Below are 17,413 nucleotides of genomic sequence, written 5' to 3' on the forward strand. Positions count from 1 at the left end.
TTTTCACAATTCTTAGTTAACCTTTGGTTACAATCTATGGCTAAAATAACTGCCATTGGCCACTATCCGAATTGTCTCCAAGGCACTCGTGGGCCTGTTAATGAATTGTGATTTCAGGTGCTGCATTTTTCCTCCCCGGCCCGGCCTGGAGGAGCAGCCTGTACTCTTCTGACATGTGACGAATTCCCGTGAAACTCATCATTGTTGCTCTCTACGTTATCTCCATCGCGTATGTCCACCTGCGTGGCAGGGTGCGACATAAACTGGGGCGTCAACTAAGCGACCACTCGACCTTCCTTGCACCGGTCAATTGCTTCCTCTACCTGTTCTCCAAACTGCCCGGCCGTCCGTACCTATCGCCCAGCGACTTTCCCGACCTGAGTCCACTCCAGGAGCATTGGCAGGAAATTCGCGAGGAGGGCCAGAAGCTGATGCGCGCTGGCGAGATCAAGCGCTCGGACCAATACAACGACGTGGGTTTCAACTCGTTTTTCAAGTCGGGCTGGAAGCGCTTCTACCTCAAGTGGTACGGCGACAGTCACCCTTCGGCGATGAAGCTGTGCCCGCGCACCACCGAACTGGTGCAAAGCATCGGTTCGATCAAGGCCGCGATGTTTGCCGAACTGCCGCCAGGCTCGAAGTTGGTGCGCCATCGTGATCCCTATGCCGGCTCCTACCGTTACCACCTGGGGTTGGATACACCCAACGATCCAGGCTGCTACATCAATGTGGACGGTGAGAACTACTCCTGGCGTGACGGCGAGGCGGTAATGTTCGATGAGACTTACATCCACTACGCCGAAAACACCACGGCGCAGAACCGCATCATTTTGTTCTGTGATATTGAGCGCCCGATGAAGTATCGCTGGGCGGCGGCGTTCAATCGCTGGTTCAGCCGCAACGTCATGGCTGCCGCCGGTTCGCCCAACGATGCCGGGGACAAGACCGGTGGCTTGAACCGCGCCTTTACCCGCCTGTACAAGATCCGCCTGCGGGGCAAGGAGCTGAAAAAGCGTAACCGCACCCGTTACTACCTGGAAAAGTGGGCGATTTTTGCCGGCCTGGCGGCGATTTTCATACTGATCTGATCGTCAGCCCCTTCGTGGCAAGCACCGCAGTGGCGTTGGACAAGCCGTGTTACACCTGCGCGGAAACTATTTAGTTACCAAATCCGAACCCTGCGCGTAGCGTGTTATCGAATGCTGGTATTCCTCGCCCCAGAGAGGTTTTGTCATGAGCAGTCGTACACGCAGCCTTGTGGTGTTGGTCCTGGGCCTTGCCTTGAGTGGTGGGGTGCAGGCGCAGAACCTACCCGGCAACAACAATCCGTATAACAGCCCGATCAAGCGGGCCAATCCCAACAGCATGCAGGGCACCCAGCCCAATACACCGGCGATGCGTGGCACCTATACCGCGCCGGTGCCTCGCCCGCCAACCCTGGAAAACGGCGGCATCGGCAATCGTTATCCGCAGCGTGATGCTGCTCCCGCACGTCCTGCCACCCAACCCTCAGCCCCGACGCAAGACGCCAATGGCAATCGCCGGCCCTGAACGAAAGGAGCCCCACGGTATGTTTCTACGCACAACCTTTTTAGCGACCTGCTGCGCCAGTGCCCTGGCAACGGCGTGTCCGGTATTGGCCGCCGATACCCAGCAGTTCCCCAGCGAGCAAGGCAGCATCACCGCGACCCCGATTGTCAAAGGCCTGGACCACCCTTGGGCGGTAGCTTTTTTACCAGACAAGCAAGGCTTCCTGGTCACCGAACGGCCGGGTGCGCTGCGCTTTGTGAGCAGTGATGGAAAATTGTCTGCGCCGCTGAGCGGCGTGCCGCAAGTCTGGGCCAAGGGGCAGGGTGGTTTGCTGGATGTGGTGCTGTCGCCGGATTTCAAGGAAGACCGGTTGGTCTACCTGTCCTACGCCGAAGGTGGCGGCCAGGGCGGCAAGGCCGGCACGGCGGTAGGGCGTGGCCGTTTGAGCGATGACCTGAGCAGCTTGAAGGACTTCCAGGTAATCCTGCGTCAGGAGCCCAAGCTGTCTACCGGCAATCACTTCGGCTCGCGCCTGGTGTTTGATCGCGATGGCTACCTGTTTGTGACCCTGGGCGAGAACAATGATCGCCCTACGGCCCAGGACCTGGACAAGCTACAAGGCAAGGTCGTGCGGATCTACCCGGACGGTCGCGTACCGGATGACAACCCGTTTGTCGGCCAGCCTGGGGCCAGGCCGGAGATCTGGTCCTATGGCCAGCGCAACCCCCAGGGCGCGGCGCTGAATCCCTGGACCGGCACCCTCTGGGAAAACGAACACGGCCCGCGCGGCGGTGATGAAATCAATATCATCGAGCGTGGCAAGAACTACGGCTGGCCCCTGGCGACCCATGGCATCAACTATTCGTTGTTGCCGATTCCAGAAGCCAAGGGCAAGACTGCCGAAGGCACGGTCGCGCCCCATCATGTGTGGGAAAAGTCACCGGCCATCAGCGGTATGGCGTTCTACGATGCCGACCGTTTCAAGGCCTGGCAGCACAACCTGTTTATCGGCGCCCTGGCCAGCCAGGCGCTGATCCGCCTGCAGTTCGATGGCGACAAGGTGGTCCACGAAGAGCGCCTGCTGGGCGAGTTGAAGGCGCGTATCCGTGATGTGCGACAGGGGCCGGATGGCTTCCTGTATGTACTGACGGATGAGGATGATGGCGTGTTGTATCAGGTGGGACTGAAGCAGGATTGACTGGCACTGTAGGAGCCGGCTTGCCGGCACCTACAGCCCCAGTTCGGACAGCCCCGGATGATCATCCGGGCGCCGCCCCAGGGGCCAGTGGAATTTGCGTTCGCTCTCTTTGATCGGCATGTCATTGATGCACGCATGCCGGTTGGACATCAGGCCGTCCTGGTCAAACTCCCAGTTCTCGTTGCCGTAGGAGCGGTACCAGTTGCCGGAGTCGTCGTGCCATTCATAGGCATAACGCACGGCGATACGGTTGCCGGTAAAGGCCCACAATTCCTTGATCAAGCGGTAGTCCAGTTCCCTGGCCCATTTGCGGGTGAGGAAGTCCTTGGCCTGTTCGCGGTTATGGGCGAATTCGGCGCGGTTACGCCATTTGGTGTCCAGGGTGTAGGCCAGCGATACGCGCTGTGGGTCACGGGAGTTCCAACCGTCTTCGGCGAGACGGATCTTTTCAATGGCCGATTGTTCGGTAAAGGGCGGCAAGGGCGCACGTACGTGGGCAGTGTCTGACATGTGATTATTCCTTCTTGAATCCCAGTGACTTTCAAAGTGCCAATAACGTTTGCGCCATGCATTGCGCATTATCAGCGGCGGTTACATCGCCCATTATCAGGGCCATGGTAATGGCACCATCGACCAGGATCAGCAGTTGCGCGGCCTGTTTCTCCGGGGCTGGGGTGCCATGTGCGTTGCACAGTTCAAGCAGGTACTCGAACAGTTTCTGTTTATGCGCTTTGGCCAACAAACGGACCGGGTCTTGCGGGTTGCCGGTCTCGCCGCTGGTATTGATAAAGGCGCAACCGCGAAAGTCCGTAGAGGCGAACCAGGCCTTGAGCGCGCTGAACACCCCAAGCAAGCGCGCACCGCTGTCTGGCGCTTGTTCGACCTCGCTGCGCAGCCACTGCAGCCAACGCTCGTCGCGCCGCTGCAGGGCGGCGATCACCAATTCGTCCTTGTTGGCGAAATAGCGGTAGATGCTTTTCCTGGAGACCCCGGCGGTTTTCACCAGCAGTTCCATGCCGGTGGCCGCGATGCCGTGCCGGTAGAGCAGCTTTTCGGTGACATCGAGAATAATGTCGCGGGTTTCACTGTTGGTTATATCGTTCATGTTGCGACAGTAGAACGATCGTTCTTCATGGTCAATGAATTATTTTCCATGTTCCGCAGGCAGACCTGAGCACCCCCATGGTGTAAGCTCTCGGGCTCTTCGGATTCGATCATTGCGAGCCCTATGCCGTCGTTATTCAAACGTTCTCTGTTGCCCAAGTTGCGCGGTTTCCCCCTGGCCACCGATGCGATCGAGGTGCTGTGCGGTGCTGCCGAGTTTCGCCGCTGCCTGCTGGAGAAAATCGCCCAGGCCCAACACCGTATCTATATCGTCGCCTTGTACCTGCAACAGGACGAAGCGGGCCAGGAGGTGTTTGACGCGCTGCATGCCGCCAAGGCCGCACGGCCTGAACTGGATATCGTGGTGATGGTCGACTGGCTGCGCGCCCAACGCGGTCTGATCGGCGCGGGCAAGCAGCCGGGTAACAGCGCCTGGTACCAGGCGATGACCCAGTCGCGCCCGACACATGTGCCGGTATACGGGGTGCCGGTTCAGACCCGCGAGTTGTTTGGCGTGTTGCACCTAAAGGGCTTTGTGATCGATGACAGCGTGCTGTACAGCGGCGCCAGCCTGAACAATGTGTATCTGCACAAGTTCGACAAATATCGTTTTGATCGCTATCACTTGATCCACAACAAACCACTGGCTGACTCCATGCAACACTTGGTGGAGCACGGGCTGGTGGCCTCCAAGGCGGTCCACCGCCTGGACCTGCCCAACCTGCCCACCACTCGCAGCCTGCGCAATGAGATTGGCGACTTGCGCAGCCGGCTCAAGCACGCGACCTATGACACCACGGCCGGCCAGGCTGGCATCGGCGAGTTGTCGGTCAGCCCGCTGCTAGGGGTGGGCAAGAACAACCCGCTGAGCCGGGTGATCTGTGAGCTGATCGCCAGCGCCCAGCAGCAGTTGACCATCTGCACCCCGTATTTCAACCTGCCGCTACCGGTAACCCGGGAGATCAACCGCGCGCTGGCCCGTGGGGTGAAGATCGACATCATTGTCGGCGACAAAACCGCCAACGACTTCTATATCCCGCCCAGCGAGCCGTTCAGGATCATCGCCGCGCTGCCGTATCTCTACGAAATCAGCCTGCGCCGCTTTGCCAAGCGCCACCAGCGCATGATTGACAGTGGCCAGCTCAACCTGCACCTATGGCGTGACGGTGATAACACCTACCACCTCAAGGGCATGTGGGTCGACGAGCGCTATACCTTGCTCACCGGCAACAACCTCAACCCCCGTGCCTTCCGCCTGGACCTGGAAAACGCCTTGCTGATCGACGATCCCCGAGGCCAGTGGCTGGCGCCACGGCGCAGCGAGCTTGAGGAGATTTTCCGGCACGCCAAGCGGATCCAGGGCTACCAGCAGTTACAGACGCTGGTGGATTACCCCGAAGCCGTCGGCAAGTTCTTGCGCCGGGTCAGCCGGGTACGGGTCGAGCGCTTGTTGTATCGGATCCTGTAACTGACCTGCCATTTTCTCGGCACACTTGAAACACTTAGCACCGTCTTTGGTGTATTCGGACTCTTCCTATAACCCCTCTAGGCTGGGTTTTGTAGCGTTGCATTGACAGTTCTTACGGAAAAGAACTCTCGCCCTCCCTTAGGTGAAGAGAACTGGAAATGTCGACATACAGTGTAAAGAGTGCAGGCACGCCGTTTAACGTTGTGACAGGTGCAGGGCAGGGCTATCGACAGCCTGAGCCGACAGCCTCGATGCCGTCGTCCGAAGCGCCGTCTGCGCCCGAAGGCCAACACTGGCCAGCATCTGAGCAAACCCCACGCAGCCCCTCGATGCCTGGCAGGTTGACGCAAGCAAGGCTCGAGTTGGCGGCGCAGCGCAAAAAACGCGACGCGACGCCATTGCCTGCTTTTCCATCGTCCGTCGATGCGGCGAAAGGCGATGAAAAGCTGCAGGACACCCTCACTCATTGGGTGACCACCGGCAAGCTGAAACGCAAACCCATCCCCGACAATGCTTCGATCAAACCTTACGTGGACCTTTATCGCGACGCGGTGAAAGAGCCGGCGGTGCAGGACTGGCTTGCGAGCAAAGGCTTCAAAGGGTCGACCGTGCGCATTGACCGCGACGGCGTAGAGGGAATAGTGATTCGCGATGGCGTCGAGACCAAGCAGCGATTTACCACCAGCGATGGGTCTGGTTGGTGGGAAGTGAGTGGCAAGGTCAGGGCGGCTGTGCGCTACCTGTCTCCCAGCGATCTGGGGATTCTGCTACCAGACCCGAAAACGGGCGATTTTAATCACGTTGACGTCATTCTCGATTTTTACGGCGTCAAGACACCTAACGAAAGCGGCGGTGCCGCGCAGCTTGGCAGGCAGCTTACGGAGGAGGGCTGGCCCGGGATTTCCGAGCAAAAGCGCACCGATTGGCGCGAGCAGTTCGACCAACTCGTGCAGCAGAGTCGCGACCAGGATGTCCGTGCGCGCCTGGCTCCCCAGTTGCAGGCGCTGGTCGATGCAAAGGCTGAGGACGCCGATCTCGACCTGACTGCGCAGACTGTGGATATCGACCCCCAGTCGAGACTGGCACAGAAAAGCCATCAGCCACGGGCGAGTTTTGCTCAGTTCCTGGCAACCCCGGCCTTCAGAGCGTTCGTCGATAAAATCGGTTTTGGCCAGGGCGATCACGTTTACCGCATTCGCGACGGGCAGCTGGAACTGCGGGACTCGGCGAATCATTGGACTAATCTGCAAGCCTTTCTCGATGAAGAGATCAGCAAGACCCTGGTTGCAGGCAGTGCAGAAGAAAAGGCGCGCATTCTCGAACTGAATGCCAACTTCAACCAGTTGGTGGGCATGAGCAAGGAAACCGGCGACGCCCTGTATTCCATCCCCCAATATGACCTGCGCCAGGTTCTGGAGTATTCCGGGTTGGGGTCTCCTGGCTCCGTCGCGCAAGCACGCGTCGCGCTTGGCTGGCTGAACAATCAATTGCCTCCGGCGCCGCTGGCGGCGGACTACGCGAGTCTAACGCCCTATAGTTGGGGACCTGGGGCGTTGTCACCCAACGACCTGACGGTGCTCAGAACCCAAGCCGCCGGGCCGGGTTCGGTCACTGAACTGTTGCGCGATTTTGCGGACGGGGCGGACCTGCCCGCCGACCCGGATTTGCGGCTTCGGGCGTTCTTCGACTCGCCCCAGGCCATGGCCAAGGCGCAGCAATTGGCGGGCGTGCTGAATATGGCGGAGGTCGCCGGTGGCGCGCCCCTGTCCAGGGCTTCTCGCCACCAACTGCTGGCTGCCGCGATCAAGGCCAGTGTGGCCGTCGATGTGCCCGGCGCGCCCGGCGTGGTTGCCGGCTACGAGATCTATCATCCCAGCAACCTGGGGCGCACGATAAACCAGGTGCGCGAGGAGATAGAAACGCATTTGATTGACCACAAGGCGGTCAGCGCCAGCGCCGCGCCGTTGGTTGCCCACCTGTTGCTGGCACAGGCAGCCCCCTGAGTTTCTGATCAAGACGCGCAGTGTGTCGGCACTCGCACCTCAAGCACTGATGTTGCAGCCTGGGCAGGTGACCATCGGCTCGACCGCCTGGCTGAACCTGCGCCTGGGCACTGCCATGGCTGAAAAACTCGGTGGGGCGGGCAGTTCGCGGGCGCTGACTATCACCCAAGCCCTGGACCTGAGCCGACTCGATGCGACAGGGCCTGCGCAGGCAGAGTTGATCAAAAGCCTTGGCGCCCAGCCCTTGCTGGACTGGGCGGTGATGGCCGGGATTTTTCCCAAGTCATCCGATGGGCGCTACTCGCCAGGGGATTATTCGGCTGCCACACAGGCATTCACCGACCGGGAAAACCGCACTCGCGAGGCATTCAATACCCTCACGAGCGAGCCACCCACTCAAACAAGTCTTTTAGTGCAACAGTTGGCGAAGCTGTTTCCCGAGTTGACCGAGGACGAGATCCGCAATTTCAAGCTTGAGCTGGATACCGACGTGCCTTTTGACCCAAGGCAACACGGGCACCTGGAGACCCGTCAGCCCTACTTGACCGACGTGATCCTGACTCAACAAGCTGAAAAGGATCCGCTGGTTGCCTTTGGCGATTGGGTGAGCCGTCTTTTTGGTGACGAAAAAAAGTACAAATTTATTCACCCTAAAATTTCCCAGGAAGCCTTTAACGAAAGAATCAAAAAACCTGCCGCCAATTGCCCCGTTGGTCGCACCGGCTGTGGACCAATACATTGCCGATACCCGCAGCGCCCAGGCCACGGTGATCCGCCTGATGATCGCCAACGCGCCGCTGGAGGTACGCCGGGCATTTGAGGTCGGCAAGCTGGAGTTTTTTACCTTGCGCGAGGAGACCGGGCAACCCGTGGAGGACGAACAGGGCGAGCACTCCAAGGTGCAGGAAAAAAAGGGCAGGCATGGCCTGTTGATGCGTTACGAAACCGGGGCGGCGACCCCGAGATTCGGCTACTACGAAGTGTTTCCAGGTTCAATGAAAATGATCCGGCGTGACGATCTGAGCTACAGACTTGGGTTAAATGGCGTGACCCAAAAAGGCAGTGTGCCCTACGGGCCTTTTGCCTTTGTCCAACGGGATTTTCGTCATGCAAAGCTGGAGAAGTTCGACTTCCAGGCCTATTCCCAGGGCACCGAGCCGCGTCCGGGGGTAGAGTCCAGGGTCATTATCGAGAAGGCCCGCGAGCCGTTGCCCGGTCAGGTCTTGTCGCAGTGGCCCGGCCCCGCGCCGGTCTATGTCCCCAACAGTTGGGCTTCGACAAGAACACGCGATATCACCAGAACCGTGCTCGACAACACGTTCGAGGACAAGCGCGAGTTGCTGCTGGAGTACGCCAATCAACCCACACGGCTGCAGAAGCGCCGCAGCTACCCTTTCGATTCCGGCAAGATCCTGACCCAGGAGAACCTTAGAACGGTCCTCAGTCTTATCCCATTTGTAGGTGCGGTTGCGGACATTGCCGATGGCAATATCAAGGACGGTCTCAAAGGCCTGTTGATCGACTTCGCGTCATTTGCAGCGACAGGCGGCTTGGCTGCAGCCAGGTCATTCTTCAAGGGGATCAAGGCGATTGTGCCCTATAGCGGTCGTGCATTTGGTCAGGGCCTGATGAAGGAGAGCGGACTGCTGGTGCGCAGCATGTTCAACCCTCTGGACGGCAGCGTCGATGTACTCAAGTCCGCGCTTAAAATCACAGAGCGCAGCAAAAGGGTGTTGTCAGGGGAGTTGATGGGGGTCGGCTCAGGCATTTATCTGCCTACCACCGCCTTTGAAAAGTGCCGCTGGGGGCTGGGCGCCTATGAGGCGCTGCGTGGCAAGCCGCCTGCTGACCCACAACGGGTAGGTCAGTTGGGCGTGAGCCAACAGTGCGCGGTCTACGCCGTGAACATGAACAGCAAGTGGTATGCGATCAACCCGGCGACCCTTAAACCTACTGGCGCTCCCCTTGAGGACTTCACGCCAGAGCGTCAGACGTGATAACCGCTCAGGGGAGGGCCGCCAGTCGTTCAGCGCGGTGCCGGCCAGAGCGCAATGAGCAGCAGCAGGGCGGCGGCTACCAGGTAGGGTAGTCGCGGTTCGACGGCATAGATCAGCGTCCCGGCCAGAGGCCCGACGACCACCCCCAAGCCTTGTGCTGCACCGACCGAACCTGCGGTGGCGCCTTGTTCCGAGGCCTCCACCGCGTTGGCCGCCAGTGCGGCGAACGACGGGAAGATCCAGCCCATACCGGCCGCCGAGACGAAGAAACCGAGCCAGAGGATCCACGCCGTATCCGCGAACATGCTGCCGGCAAACCCCAGGGCCGAGACAAGGGCGCCGACGCGGATCATCCGCAGCGGCGGCCACTCCAGTTTGCGCACCAACAATTGCGAGCAGATCAACGCTAGGCCCACCATCGTCAGGGCAATCCCGGCGGTTTGTGCGGCGTCGGCGGGGTTCATCTGCAGACGGTCCAGGGCGAAAAAGCCCACGGTGATCTGGGCGATGGACACACACAGCATGGCGGCAAAGGCCACCACCAGCGGGCGTCGCAAGCGTGGGTCCGAGAGGTTGACGGCCTTGGGCGGTTGCTTGAGGTGCAGTTCCTGGCGCGCAAGTTTGGTCAATAACACCACAAAGCCCAGCATCGGCAGCAGCGCCATCGCATAAAACGGCAGACTCAGGCTGTAGCGCGCCAGCAGCGCGGCAATCGCCGGCCCCAGCACCAAGCCGCAGGCGTTGGCTGCCCCCAGCGAGGCCATGGCCTTGGCACGGTGGGCCGGCTCGATATTGTCGGCAATCAGCGCATAGCCGGCCGCTGGGATCGCGGCGTAAAACACCCCGATCAAGCCGCGGCCCAGCACCAACCCGATAAACGCCAGCGTGGCCGCAGGTAGCAGTTGCAGGGAGGCGTCGATAAACACGCACAGCGCCCAGTACGCCAGAGTGAATCCACCGGTGCCCAACAGCAGCACCCGGCGGCGCCCCAGGCGATCACTGGCCTGGCCCCAGGGCCGCGCCAACAGCATCCAGATCACCCCGGACACCGTGACGGCCGCACCCGCTTGCCAGGTCGCCAGCCCGAGCACGCGGGCGATGGGACCGATCAGCGAGACAAACGCCATCATCGCCATGGTGCAGGCCATGTTGGCGATCAGCAGGGGACGCAGGTTGAATGACACCGAGGTGGGCAAAGCAGCATCAATGCTGGTGGCCGGATTGGGCATGGGACATCTTCCGTGAGTTGGATTGATGGAACGTTATAGGTAAGACGATTAAACGCAAAGCGCGATTAGCCGCAATGATGAAGATCTACAACTGCTCTGCGCCCTAATGCCGATCAGTAAGCGAACGCAATGCTCAAAGCAGCGAAGATCAAATGTGGGAGATTCTATGTTGCAGGTAAACCCTGCAACTTTAAGTTCGGCTGGTATTCGCTCTGGTTTTTCATCAGCGCGAATGCCACCCGGCAGAGCTTGCGGGCGAGGATCACCAGGGCTTGGGTCTTTGCCAGTCCCCGGGCCAGGTAAGACTCGTAGTACGGTTTCCAGGTCGCAGATCGGCTAGCGGCCATCGCTGCGTTGTGAGCAAGGCGCCGCAACTCTGAATCGCCCTTTTTACTCAAGTGCCGAGGGCCGGCCTTTTTTCCGGAATCTTTTGGTCTCAGATCCATCCCCAAGAAAGCGATGAATGCATCGCCATTGGCGAACTGACCGCGCATGAAGGCTGTCGCTAGACCAGTAGCCGTAAGATCACCCACTCCCTCAATGGCTTTGCAGCGCTTGATATTTTCGGTGATGCCCGCCTCTTTACTGACCTTGTGCAGCAACTTCTGAATGACCTGCTCAGCTTGTTTGAAGGACTTTAACTGCTGGGCCAACTCGTCTTTCAAAAGCGGTTCGCCTGACCAGCTCAGTGTAAGGCTTACACGCAAGTTGATAAGCTCTGCACGTCGGTGTAGCAAGCTTTTCAATAACTTGTAAGCCTGCGGAGGTGGACTCCAGAGCCGTAGCCGTTTCTGCTCGCTGCTCAGGTAGCGCGCTAATAAACGTGCATCACAAGGGTCGGTTTTCGCCCGCTGGCCAATGCTTTCGCGGTAATGGCTCAACCGATAAGCGTCTACAACGTAAACCCGATGTCCTATTTCATGGGCGAGTTCAGCTGTGTCCAAGTGGTAAGTGCTGGTGGCTTCCAGGGCAATTGAGCTGTTGGCAGGTAATGTGTTGAGCCAGCGACCAAGAGCATCGCGGTCGTTGGCAATGGCTTGAGTGGCGTTGAGGTCTTCGCGGTAGGCAACGATTTCGGCCTTGGCCACATCGATACCCACAACCGTTGGTGAAGTAAGGATTGTCATAACTAATCCTCGGAGCTAGGGTTTAAGGGCTTGTCGGGGTCTATCCCAGCGCTGGCTTGCCTCTATTGTCGGTTTTCCCGATGAATTCCTTATCGGCGCTTAGGGTAGAAAGGGCGGGACGAGAAGTCTCCCACGGTCCGTACTGGCTAGAGTCGGAATCGGGCTTTTAGTCGCCGCCCACCCCTTCAAGTCTAAACATACAAGCGGGCTTGCTCGCGAAAGCAGTGGGTCAGTCAACATCAATGTTTGCTGGGCCGACGCCTTCGCGAGCAAGCCCGCTCCCACAGGGGGTGTGGATGCCTAAGTCTTTCTGTCAGTTAAGGCCCAACTTTCCACGCAGGGTCGACAGGTCTTCGGCCAAGGTGTTGACCGGGCCGACCAAGGCCTTGCGGTCGTTTTCCTTGACCTTGTCATAGGTCTCAAAGCCACCATCAGCCGTTTTGTATTTGGCCAGGATGCTGTCCACGGTGGCGAAGTTCTTGTCGACCTTGGCCAAAAACGCCTTGTCCTGTTGCTCGATCTGCCCACGGAACAGGTCGACGATCTTCTTCGCGCCGTCGATATTGCCCTGAAAGTCATACAGGTCGGTGTGGCTGTAGCGGTCTTCTTCGCCGGAGATCTTGGTGGCGGCCACTTCTTCGAGCAATGCGGCAGCTCCGCCGACGACTTTTTCTGGTGGGAAGGTCAGGCCGGCGACGCGGGTTTGCAGGTCCTTGACGTCCTTGTTCAAACCATCGGCCAAGGCGCCCAGGCCCTGGGTGCTGTTCTCGGCAAACAGGCTGTATTCGATGCGGTGGAAGCCGGTGAAATCTTCTGCCTTCACGCCTTTTTCGTGATCGTCGACCCGTGAGTCGATCGAGGCATCGAGGTCGCTGAACAACTCGGCGATGGGCTCGATGGACTCATAGTGCACGCGGGTGGGGGCATAGAGTTTTTTTGCGGTGGCCAGGTCGCCTTTTTTCACCGCGTCGGTAAAGGCCTGGGTCTGGGTGACCAGTTCATCGATCTTGTCGGTGACATAGATCTTGTAGTCCGACACCGGCCCAACCAGGTCCAGGGGCGCCGTCGCGGCAAAGGCTGCGAGCGGAGAAAGGGTCAACAACAACGCAAGAGACGACATCTTCATGGGACGGTTTCCGCTGGGATGGGGTTTAGGTGTTGGCAGTGCTGTGCAGCAAGGTGCGGCCGATGAAATCCTGCGGCCCGGTGACGCCTGGCAGCGTGAAGAAGTACCCACCGCCCACCGGCTTGAGGTACTCCTCCAGCGGCTCGCCATTGAGCCGGGTTTGCACAGTAATGAAGCCTTTTTCCAGGTCAGCCTGGTAGCAGATAAACAACAGGCCCATGTCCAACTGGCCGTTCTTGTTGACGCCGTTGGAGTAGTTGAACGGCCGGCGCAGGATCAGGTTGGCCTGGGTTGCGGCGGTGCGCGGGTTGGCCAGGCGGATATGGGCATCGAGCTTGGTCAGCTTGCCTTCTGGGTCTGTGCTGTAGTCGGGCACCTGGGCTTCGTTGTGACCGCCTACGGGCGCGCCGCTGGTCTTGATCCGGCCAATGATGCTTTCCTGTTCCTGCAAGGGCGTGCGGTCCCAGCGTTCGACGAAGTTGCGGATGATCCGCACCGCCTGGTAGCTGCCATTGGCTGCCCAGGCGGGTTCGTCACTGCCGGGCTGGACCCAGACCAGTTGGTCCATGGCCTTGGCGTCGTTGGAGTCCGGGTTGGCCGAGCCATCGCGAAAACCCAGGAAGTTGCGCGCACTCTGTGCCGGTTGCCCGGCCCGGGCGGGCGCCTGGGGCGGTACGCTGCCTTCCTGTTTCCAGCGCACCAGCAGCAGGTCCGGCAGGTTTTTCACGATATCGCGCAGGGCGTGGATGTTGGTGTCGGGGGTGTTGGAGCTGAACTGCAGGCTCAAGTCGCCATGGCACTGCGCAGGTTCCAGAGCATCGTTGGGGAAACCGACCATGCGGCTCAGGCGCTTGGGCTTGGCGCCGGCCAGGCCGAAACGTTCGTCGAACAGCGACTCACCCACCGACACGGTAATCGTCAGGTTATCCGGGGTGACCACCGGGCCGAGGATCCCGGAGTCAGTGGGCGGTAGTTTCGGATCGACTTGTAGCACCGTACCGCCGGTCATCAGGAAACCGATACGCTCGTTGAGGGTGCGAAACAGCCGCTCCAGGTCTTCGCGGTCGCTGGCCAACACATCGAACGCCACCAGCATGCCGCAGGCCGGGCGCGGGGTGACGATGCCGCTCTGGTGCTTGCCGTGGAAGGCGTGGTGGTCCTGGGTTTTCTCGCTGCTGGGGGGCAGCGGTGACCTGGGCCGCGCCGGCCGCTATTGCCGGGCAACTGAGGCTGCTGCCGGCAATCGCCGCACCGGTGGCGGCCATGCCCAGCAACACGCGGCGGCGCTGGGCGTTGAACTGTTCTGAATCACTCATTTGTTCGGTCGTCTTCACTTAAGGCCTGTGAGGCCAAGGGCTGGGTCGATTCCATCGAGTGCGGCGGCCAGAGCCTTGGCCTTGTCGGCGATCTGCTGGCGCTGATCGGCGGTAACGCTGTCATAGGTGCGGTAGTTGCCATCGACCTGCAGGCCGTCGAGTTGCACGGCGAAGGCGCTGATCGCGCTATCGATACCTGGCAACAGGTCGGCAGCGGACTTGGTCAAAAGCGGACGCATCAGCTCAACCACCTTGCGCGTGACCGCCAGGTTTGCGGCAAAGCCATTGAGGTCCAAGTGGCTGTAGCGTTCCTCTTCGCCACTCGCGGCGCGCACGTCGGCCAGGCTATTGAGGTTGCGCACCAGGATGCTGACCAGTTGCTCGGGCGGCAGTGACTGCGCGAGCAACTGTTGCTTGAGGGTGGTGACGTCACTTAGCAAGCGCTGGGCAATCGGTGCCAGGCCGTCGAGGTTGTGCTGCGCGAACAGGCCGTACTCCAGGCGGTGGAAGCCGCTGAAGGCCGGGTCCTGTTCGCGTTTTTCGAAGTAATCGGCGCGGGCATTGATTGCGTTGTCCAGCTCGGCCAGGCGTTGGGCCGCCGGGGCGAGGCGCTGGTAAGCCTCGCGTGCCGGCAGGTACAGGGCCTGGGCTTGGCTCAGGTCGCCCGCAGCAATCGCTTGTTCGAGCGCGCTGACGGCCTTGATCAAGGCGCTGCCCTGGCTATTGAGGTACACGCGAAACTCCGACAGCGGGCCGATAAAGGCCACCATCGACGGCTTGGCTTTGGCCAGGGCATCGGACTCGGCGGTCGGGGTCACATGCAAGGTGCCGCGCGGGTTGCTCAACAGGCCGCAGGTGATGGCGTAGTCGCCCGGCAACAGGTTAGCGTTGATCACCTGGCTCAGGCCGGGGGCGATGTTTTCACGCTCTTCGACCACCAGTACGCCGTCGAGGATTTCCCACTCCACTGCGCGATCGGAGCGGTTGATGATGCGAAAACTCGCACGACCGGCCGGCACCGTCAGGGCGTTGGGTTCGCAGGCTTGGGCGTGGATGATTACCGCGATTTCGTTGTGATTGACCTGGCGCTTGGCCGCGGCCAATTGCGAGGCGTAGTAGAACAGGCCACCGGCAGCGATCATCACGATCACCGAGCCGGCTAGCGCCCACCGCAAGGCGCGGGGTGGCGAGGCGGGGGGCAGGGGCTTGGTTTGGCAAGGGACGACCTTACTGGCTGGAGACGGAAGAGGAGGTGGCTGGCGCGGCGGGCATAAAGAACATCACCAACGCCAGCACCAGATAAATCAGGTAGGCACCCAGGGTGCTGACGGTCGGCGCATCCTGATAGCCGAACATGCCGGCCAGTACCGAACCTAGCGGGCCATCCATCGGCAATGTGGCGCTGAAATCGAACAGCACGCGCTGCAAGTGGTTCCACACCCCGGCTTCATGCAGGGCCTGCACCGAGTTGGCGAGGATGCCGGCGGCCACAACCAGGATGAACAGCCCGGTCCAGCGAAAAAACGCGCCGAGGTTCAGGCGCATGCTGCCGCTGTAGATCAGGAACCCCACGACAATCGCCAGCACCAGGCCGAGCAGGGCGCCGATGGGCGCTGCCGGACCTTCGCTTTGCTGGAACACCGCGAGCAGGAAGAACACGGTTTCCAGGCCTTCGCGGGCCACGGCGAAAAACACCATGGCGATCAGGGCGATCACCTGGTTGCGCGAGCCGGCCAAGGCGTGATCCAGGGATTGGTGCAGGGAGTGCTTGATCGAGCGCGCGACTTTACGCATCCAGAACACCATGGAACTGAGAATGCCCACGGCCACCAGGCCGACAATGCCTTCGAACAGTTCTTGCTGTTTTTGCGGAAACTCGGCGCTGACCAACTCCAGACCACCGCCGATCAGCAGGGCCAGGGCAGCGGCCAGAAACACGCCAATCCAAACCGCCGGCATCCATTGGCCACGGCCGGTCTGTTGCAGGTAGCTGGCGATGATGCCAACGATCAATGCGGCTTCAATGCCTTCGCGCAGCATGATGAGAAAGGGAACGAGCATCGGGCACCGCAACGTAATTAGTTAGGGTGCTAAGTTGTAACATAATGATACTCATTGCTAAACAGAGGATCTTGACCTTTCCTGAACAGCCGCTGAACAGCCCTCTATCTCCTGGCTTCTGCAAGGATTGATGAAATGCCAGGCCTCTCTGTTCCTTCCAGGCCAGCACGCTCCTACAATGGCCGACCTACAAGATTGAGCCCTTGCCCATGTCGGAAAAAGACACAATCTCCATCCACCTGGTTCGCGAAGCCTTGTTGCAAAGTTGCGCCCCCGGTGCGGCGACGCGAGAGGCCCTGAACAAGGTAGGGATTGACCCAGCGTTGCTGGAGCAGCCCGCCGCCCGGGTTCCGGCCCTGGCGTACGCGCGGCTCTGGCGCTTGCTGGCGCGCCGCCGGGATGATGAGTTCTTTGGCATGGACCCGCGCAAGTTGAAGTCCGGCAGCCTGGCGTTCCTGTGTCGCGCCTCCATGGCCCAGCCCACCCTGGGCGAAGCCCTGGAAACCGGCCTGGGCTTCCTGTCGCTGATGCTCGAACACCTGCCTGCCCAATTGGTACGCCAGCAAAGCCTGGCGGAAATTGTCTTGCTGGAGCCCGAGCCCGAACCGCGACGGGCGTTCACCTATTTTTGCTACTGGATGATCGTCCACGGCGTCGCTTGCTGGCTGGCTGGCCGACGGATTCCGATCCTGGCCATCGAATTGCGCAGTGCGCAGCCGGCCTTTTGTGATGATTACCAGGTGATGTTTTCCGACAACCTGCGTTTTGATCGCACCCGTACGCGGATGATCTTCTCGGCAGACTGCCTCGACCTGCCGGTCAAGCGCAGCCCCGAAGAACTCAAGCGCTTCCTGGCCCATGCACCGGCCAATATCCTGGTCAAATACCGCGACCCCGACAGTCTGGCGATGCGCATCAAGCACGACCTGCGCCAACGCCCGGCCCAGCAGTGGCCGGAAACCCAAAGCCTAGCCCAAGAGTTGTGCATGTCGGCTTCCACCCTGCGCCGGCGCCTGGCCGAAGAAGGGCAGACCTACCAGGGGCTCAAGGACAGCGTGCGCAAGGAACTGGCGGTTGTCTGGCTGGCCGAGGCTGATATCAGCTTCGCCGAGATCGCCAGCCGCCTGGGTTTTGCCGATGTAAGTTCGTTCTATAAGGCGTTTCGCAAGTGGTCGGGGTCCAATCCTGGGCATTATCGTAGCTTGATTCTTAATGACGCCAACTAAGCCGTCGGCACTGCGCAGCCTGCATGGC

General features: G+C 60.2%; 15 protein-coding genes and 1 pseudogene. 8 read left to right on the forward strand and 8 right to left on the reverse strand.

Annotated elements, in window-relative coordinates; translation table 11 throughout:
• The first annotated feature begins 188 nt into the window (after window positions 1-188).
• The 3 genes from lpxO to JTY93_RS12260 all read left to right on the forward strand — a co-directional run bounded on the left by lpxO (window position 189) and on the right by JTY93_RS12260 (window position 2,728).
• Entirely contained in the window at window positions 189-1,088 is a 900-nt protein-coding gene (gene lpxO, locus JTY93_RS12250; RefSeq protein WP_205477142.1) for a lipid A hydroxylase LpxO, read from the forward strand.
• Window positions 1,089-1,233: 145 nt separating this feature from the next.
• On the forward strand, window positions 1,234-1,551 hold the full coding sequence (locus JTY93_RS12255) for a hypothetical protein (RefSeq protein ID WP_205477143.1): 318 nt from the start codon (window positions 1,234-1,236) through the stop codon (window positions 1,549-1,551).
• A gap of 19 nt (window positions 1,552-1,570) precedes the next feature.
• Window positions 1,571-2,728: a PQQ-dependent sugar dehydrogenase gene (locus JTY93_RS12260; protein ID WP_205519020.1), complete on the forward strand. Its 1,158-nt coding sequence runs from the start codon at window positions 1,571-1,573 to the stop codon at window positions 2,726-2,728.
• A gap of 30 nt (window positions 2,729-2,758) precedes the next feature.
• Here the strand turns inward: JTY93_RS12260 and JTY93_RS12265 are convergent, their stop codons facing one another.
• Together JTY93_RS12265 and JTY93_RS12270 are read right to left on the reverse strand one after the other, a co-directional pair.
• Window positions 2,759-3,238, reverse strand: a complete 480-nt coding sequence (locus JTY93_RS12265; protein WP_169996973.1) for a nuclear transport factor 2 family protein — start codon at window positions 3,236-3,238, stop codon at window positions 2,759-2,761.
• 31 nt (window positions 3,239-3,269) lie between these two features.
• Window positions 3,270-3,833: a TetR/AcrR family transcriptional regulator gene (locus tag JTY93_RS12270; RefSeq protein WP_205477145.1), complete on the reverse strand. Its 564-nt coding sequence runs from the start codon at window positions 3,831-3,833 to the stop codon at window positions 3,270-3,272.
• A 123-nt stretch (window positions 3,834-3,956) separates the two neighbouring features.
• On the opposite strand from JTY93_RS12270, the gene pssA reads away from it, so the two are divergent.
• The 4 genes from pssA to JTY93_RS12290 all read left to right on the forward strand — a co-directional run bounded on the left by pssA (window position 3,957) and on the right by JTY93_RS12290 (window position 9,300).
• On the forward strand, window positions 3,957-5,300 hold the full coding sequence (pssA, locus tag JTY93_RS12275) for a CDP-diacylglycerol--serine O-phosphatidyltransferase (RefSeq protein ID WP_205477146.1): 1,344 nt from the start codon (window positions 3,957-3,959) through the stop codon (window positions 5,298-5,300).
• Between the two features lie 158 nt (window positions 5,301-5,458).
• Window positions 5,459-7,303: a hypothetical protein gene (locus JTY93_RS12280; RefSeq protein ID WP_205519021.1), complete on the forward strand. Its 1,845-nt coding sequence runs from the start codon at window positions 5,459-5,461 to the stop codon at window positions 7,301-7,303.
• A gap of 22 nt (window positions 7,304-7,325) precedes the next feature.
• Window positions 7,326-8,123 (forward strand): hypothetical protein, encoded by a 798-nt coding sequence (locus JTY93_RS12285; protein ID WP_205519022.1) that lies wholly within the window; start codon window positions 7,326-7,328, stop codon window positions 8,121-8,123.
• Window positions 8,083-9,300 (forward strand): hypothetical protein, encoded by a 1,218-nt coding sequence (locus tag JTY93_RS12290; protein ID WP_205519023.1) that lies wholly within the window; start codon window positions 8,083-8,085, stop codon window positions 9,298-9,300. Before JTY93_RS12285 ends, JTY93_RS12290 begins: the two co-directional genes overlap by 41 nt.
• Window positions 9,301-9,329: 29 nt before the next feature.
• Here the strand turns inward: JTY93_RS12290 and JTY93_RS12295 are convergent, their stop codons facing one another.
• From JTY93_RS12295 to efeU, 6 genes and pseudogenes are all read right to left on the reverse strand, one after another.
• Window positions 9,330-10,529 (reverse strand): MFS transporter, encoded by a 1,200-nt coding sequence (locus JTY93_RS12295; protein ID WP_205477147.1) that lies wholly within the window; start codon window positions 10,527-10,529, stop codon window positions 9,330-9,332.
• Between the two features lie 164 nt (window positions 10,530-10,693).
• Window positions 10,694-11,656 carry an IS110 family transposase gene (locus tag JTY93_RS12300; protein ID WP_205518957.1) on the reverse strand — a complete coding sequence of 321 codons (963 nt, stop codon included), beginning with the start codon at window positions 11,654-11,656 and terminating at the stop codon, window positions 10,694-10,696.
• Window positions 11,657-11,969: 313 nt separating this feature from the next.
• The gene (gene efeO / locus JTY93_RS12305; protein ID WP_205477475.1) at window positions 11,970-12,782 is read right to left on the reverse strand and encodes an iron uptake system protein EfeO; all 813 of its coding nucleotides are present in this window, start codon (window positions 12,780-12,782) and stop codon (window positions 11,970-11,972) included.
• A gap of 25 nt (window positions 12,783-12,807) precedes the next feature.
• Window positions 12,808-14,098: pseudogene (gene efeB, locus JTY93_RS12310) on the reverse strand (iron uptake transporter deferrochelatase/peroxidase subunit).
• A 14-nt stretch (window positions 14,099-14,112) separates the two neighbouring features.
• Window positions 14,113-15,240 carry an iron uptake system protein EfeO gene (gene efeO, locus JTY93_RS12315; RefSeq protein WP_240357287.1) on the reverse strand — a complete coding sequence of 376 codons (1,128 nt, stop codon included), beginning with the start codon at window positions 15,238-15,240 and terminating at the stop codon, window positions 14,113-14,115.
• Window positions 15,241-15,325: 85 nt separating this feature from the next.
• The gene (efeU, locus tag JTY93_RS12320; RefSeq protein ID WP_205477472.1) at window positions 15,326-16,159 is read right to left on the reverse strand and encodes an iron uptake transporter permease EfeU; all 834 of its coding nucleotides are present in this window, start codon (window positions 16,157-16,159) and stop codon (window positions 15,326-15,328) included.
• A 209-nt stretch (window positions 16,160-16,368) separates the two neighbouring features.
• On the opposite strand from efeU, the gene JTY93_RS12325 reads away from it, so the two are divergent.
• Window positions 16,369-17,385, forward strand: a complete 1,017-nt coding sequence (locus JTY93_RS12325) for an AraC family transcriptional regulator (RefSeq protein ID WP_205477471.1) — start codon at window positions 16,369-16,371, stop codon at window positions 17,383-17,385.
• The last annotated feature ends 28 nt before the right edge of the window (window positions 17,386-17,413 follow it).

The organism is Pseudomonas hygromyciniae (assembly GCF_016925675.1).
Lineage (GTDB): Bacteria > Pseudomonadota > Gammaproteobacteria > Pseudomonadales > Pseudomonadaceae > Aquipseudomonas > Aquipseudomonas hygromyciniae.

Bases quoted from the DNA above. Each gene is read 5' to 3' on its own strand.
- JTY93_RS12255 (WP_205477143.1), top strand. From the start codon at position 1,234: ATGAGCAGTCGTACACGCAGCCTTGTGGTGTTGGTCCTGGGCCTTGCC.
- JTY93_RS12280 (WP_205519021.1), top strand. From the start codon at position 5,459: ATGTCGACATACAGTGTAAAGAGTGCAGGCACGCCGTTTAACGTTGTG.
- JTY93_RS12295 (WP_205477147.1), bottom strand. From the start codon at position 10,529: ATGCCCAATCCGGCCACCAGCATTGATGCTGCTTTGCCCACCTCGGTG.
- pssA (WP_205477146.1), top strand. From the start codon at position 3,957: ATGCCGTCGTTATTCAAACGTTCTCTGTTGCCCAAGTTGCGCGGTTTC.
- efeO (WP_240357287.1), bottom strand. From the start codon at position 15,240: ATGATCGCTGCCGGTGGCCTGTTCTACTACGCCTCGCAATTGGCCGCG.
- efeU (WP_205477472.1), bottom strand. From the start codon at position 16,159: ATGCTCGTTCCCTTTCTCATCATGCTGCGCGAAGGCATTGAAGCCGCA.
- JTY93_RS12270 (WP_205477145.1), bottom strand. From the start codon at position 3,833: ATGAACGATATAACCAACAGTGAAACCCGCGACATTATTCTCGATGTC.
- JTY93_RS12260 (WP_205519020.1), top strand. From the start codon at position 1,571: ATGTTTCTACGCACAACCTTTTTAGCGACCTGCTGCGCCAGTGCCCTG.
- JTY93_RS12290 (WP_205519023.1), top strand. From the start codon at position 8,083: ATGATCGCCAACGCGCCGCTGGAGGTACGCCGGGCATTTGAGGTCGGC.
- JTY93_RS12325 (WP_205477471.1), top strand. From the start codon at position 16,369: ATGTCGGAAAAAGACACAATCTCCATCCACCTGGTTCGCGAAGCCTTG.
- efeO (WP_205477475.1), bottom strand. From the start codon at position 12,782: ATGAAGATGTCGTCTCTTGCGTTGTTGTTGACCCTTTCTCCGCTCGCA.
- JTY93_RS12265 (WP_169996973.1), bottom strand. From the start codon at position 3,238: ATGTCAGACACTGCCCACGTACGTGCGCCCTTGCCGCCCTTTACCGAA.
- JTY93_RS12300 (WP_205518957.1), bottom strand. From the start codon at position 11,656: ATGACAATCCTTACTTCACCAACGGTTGTGGGTATCGATGTGGCCAAG.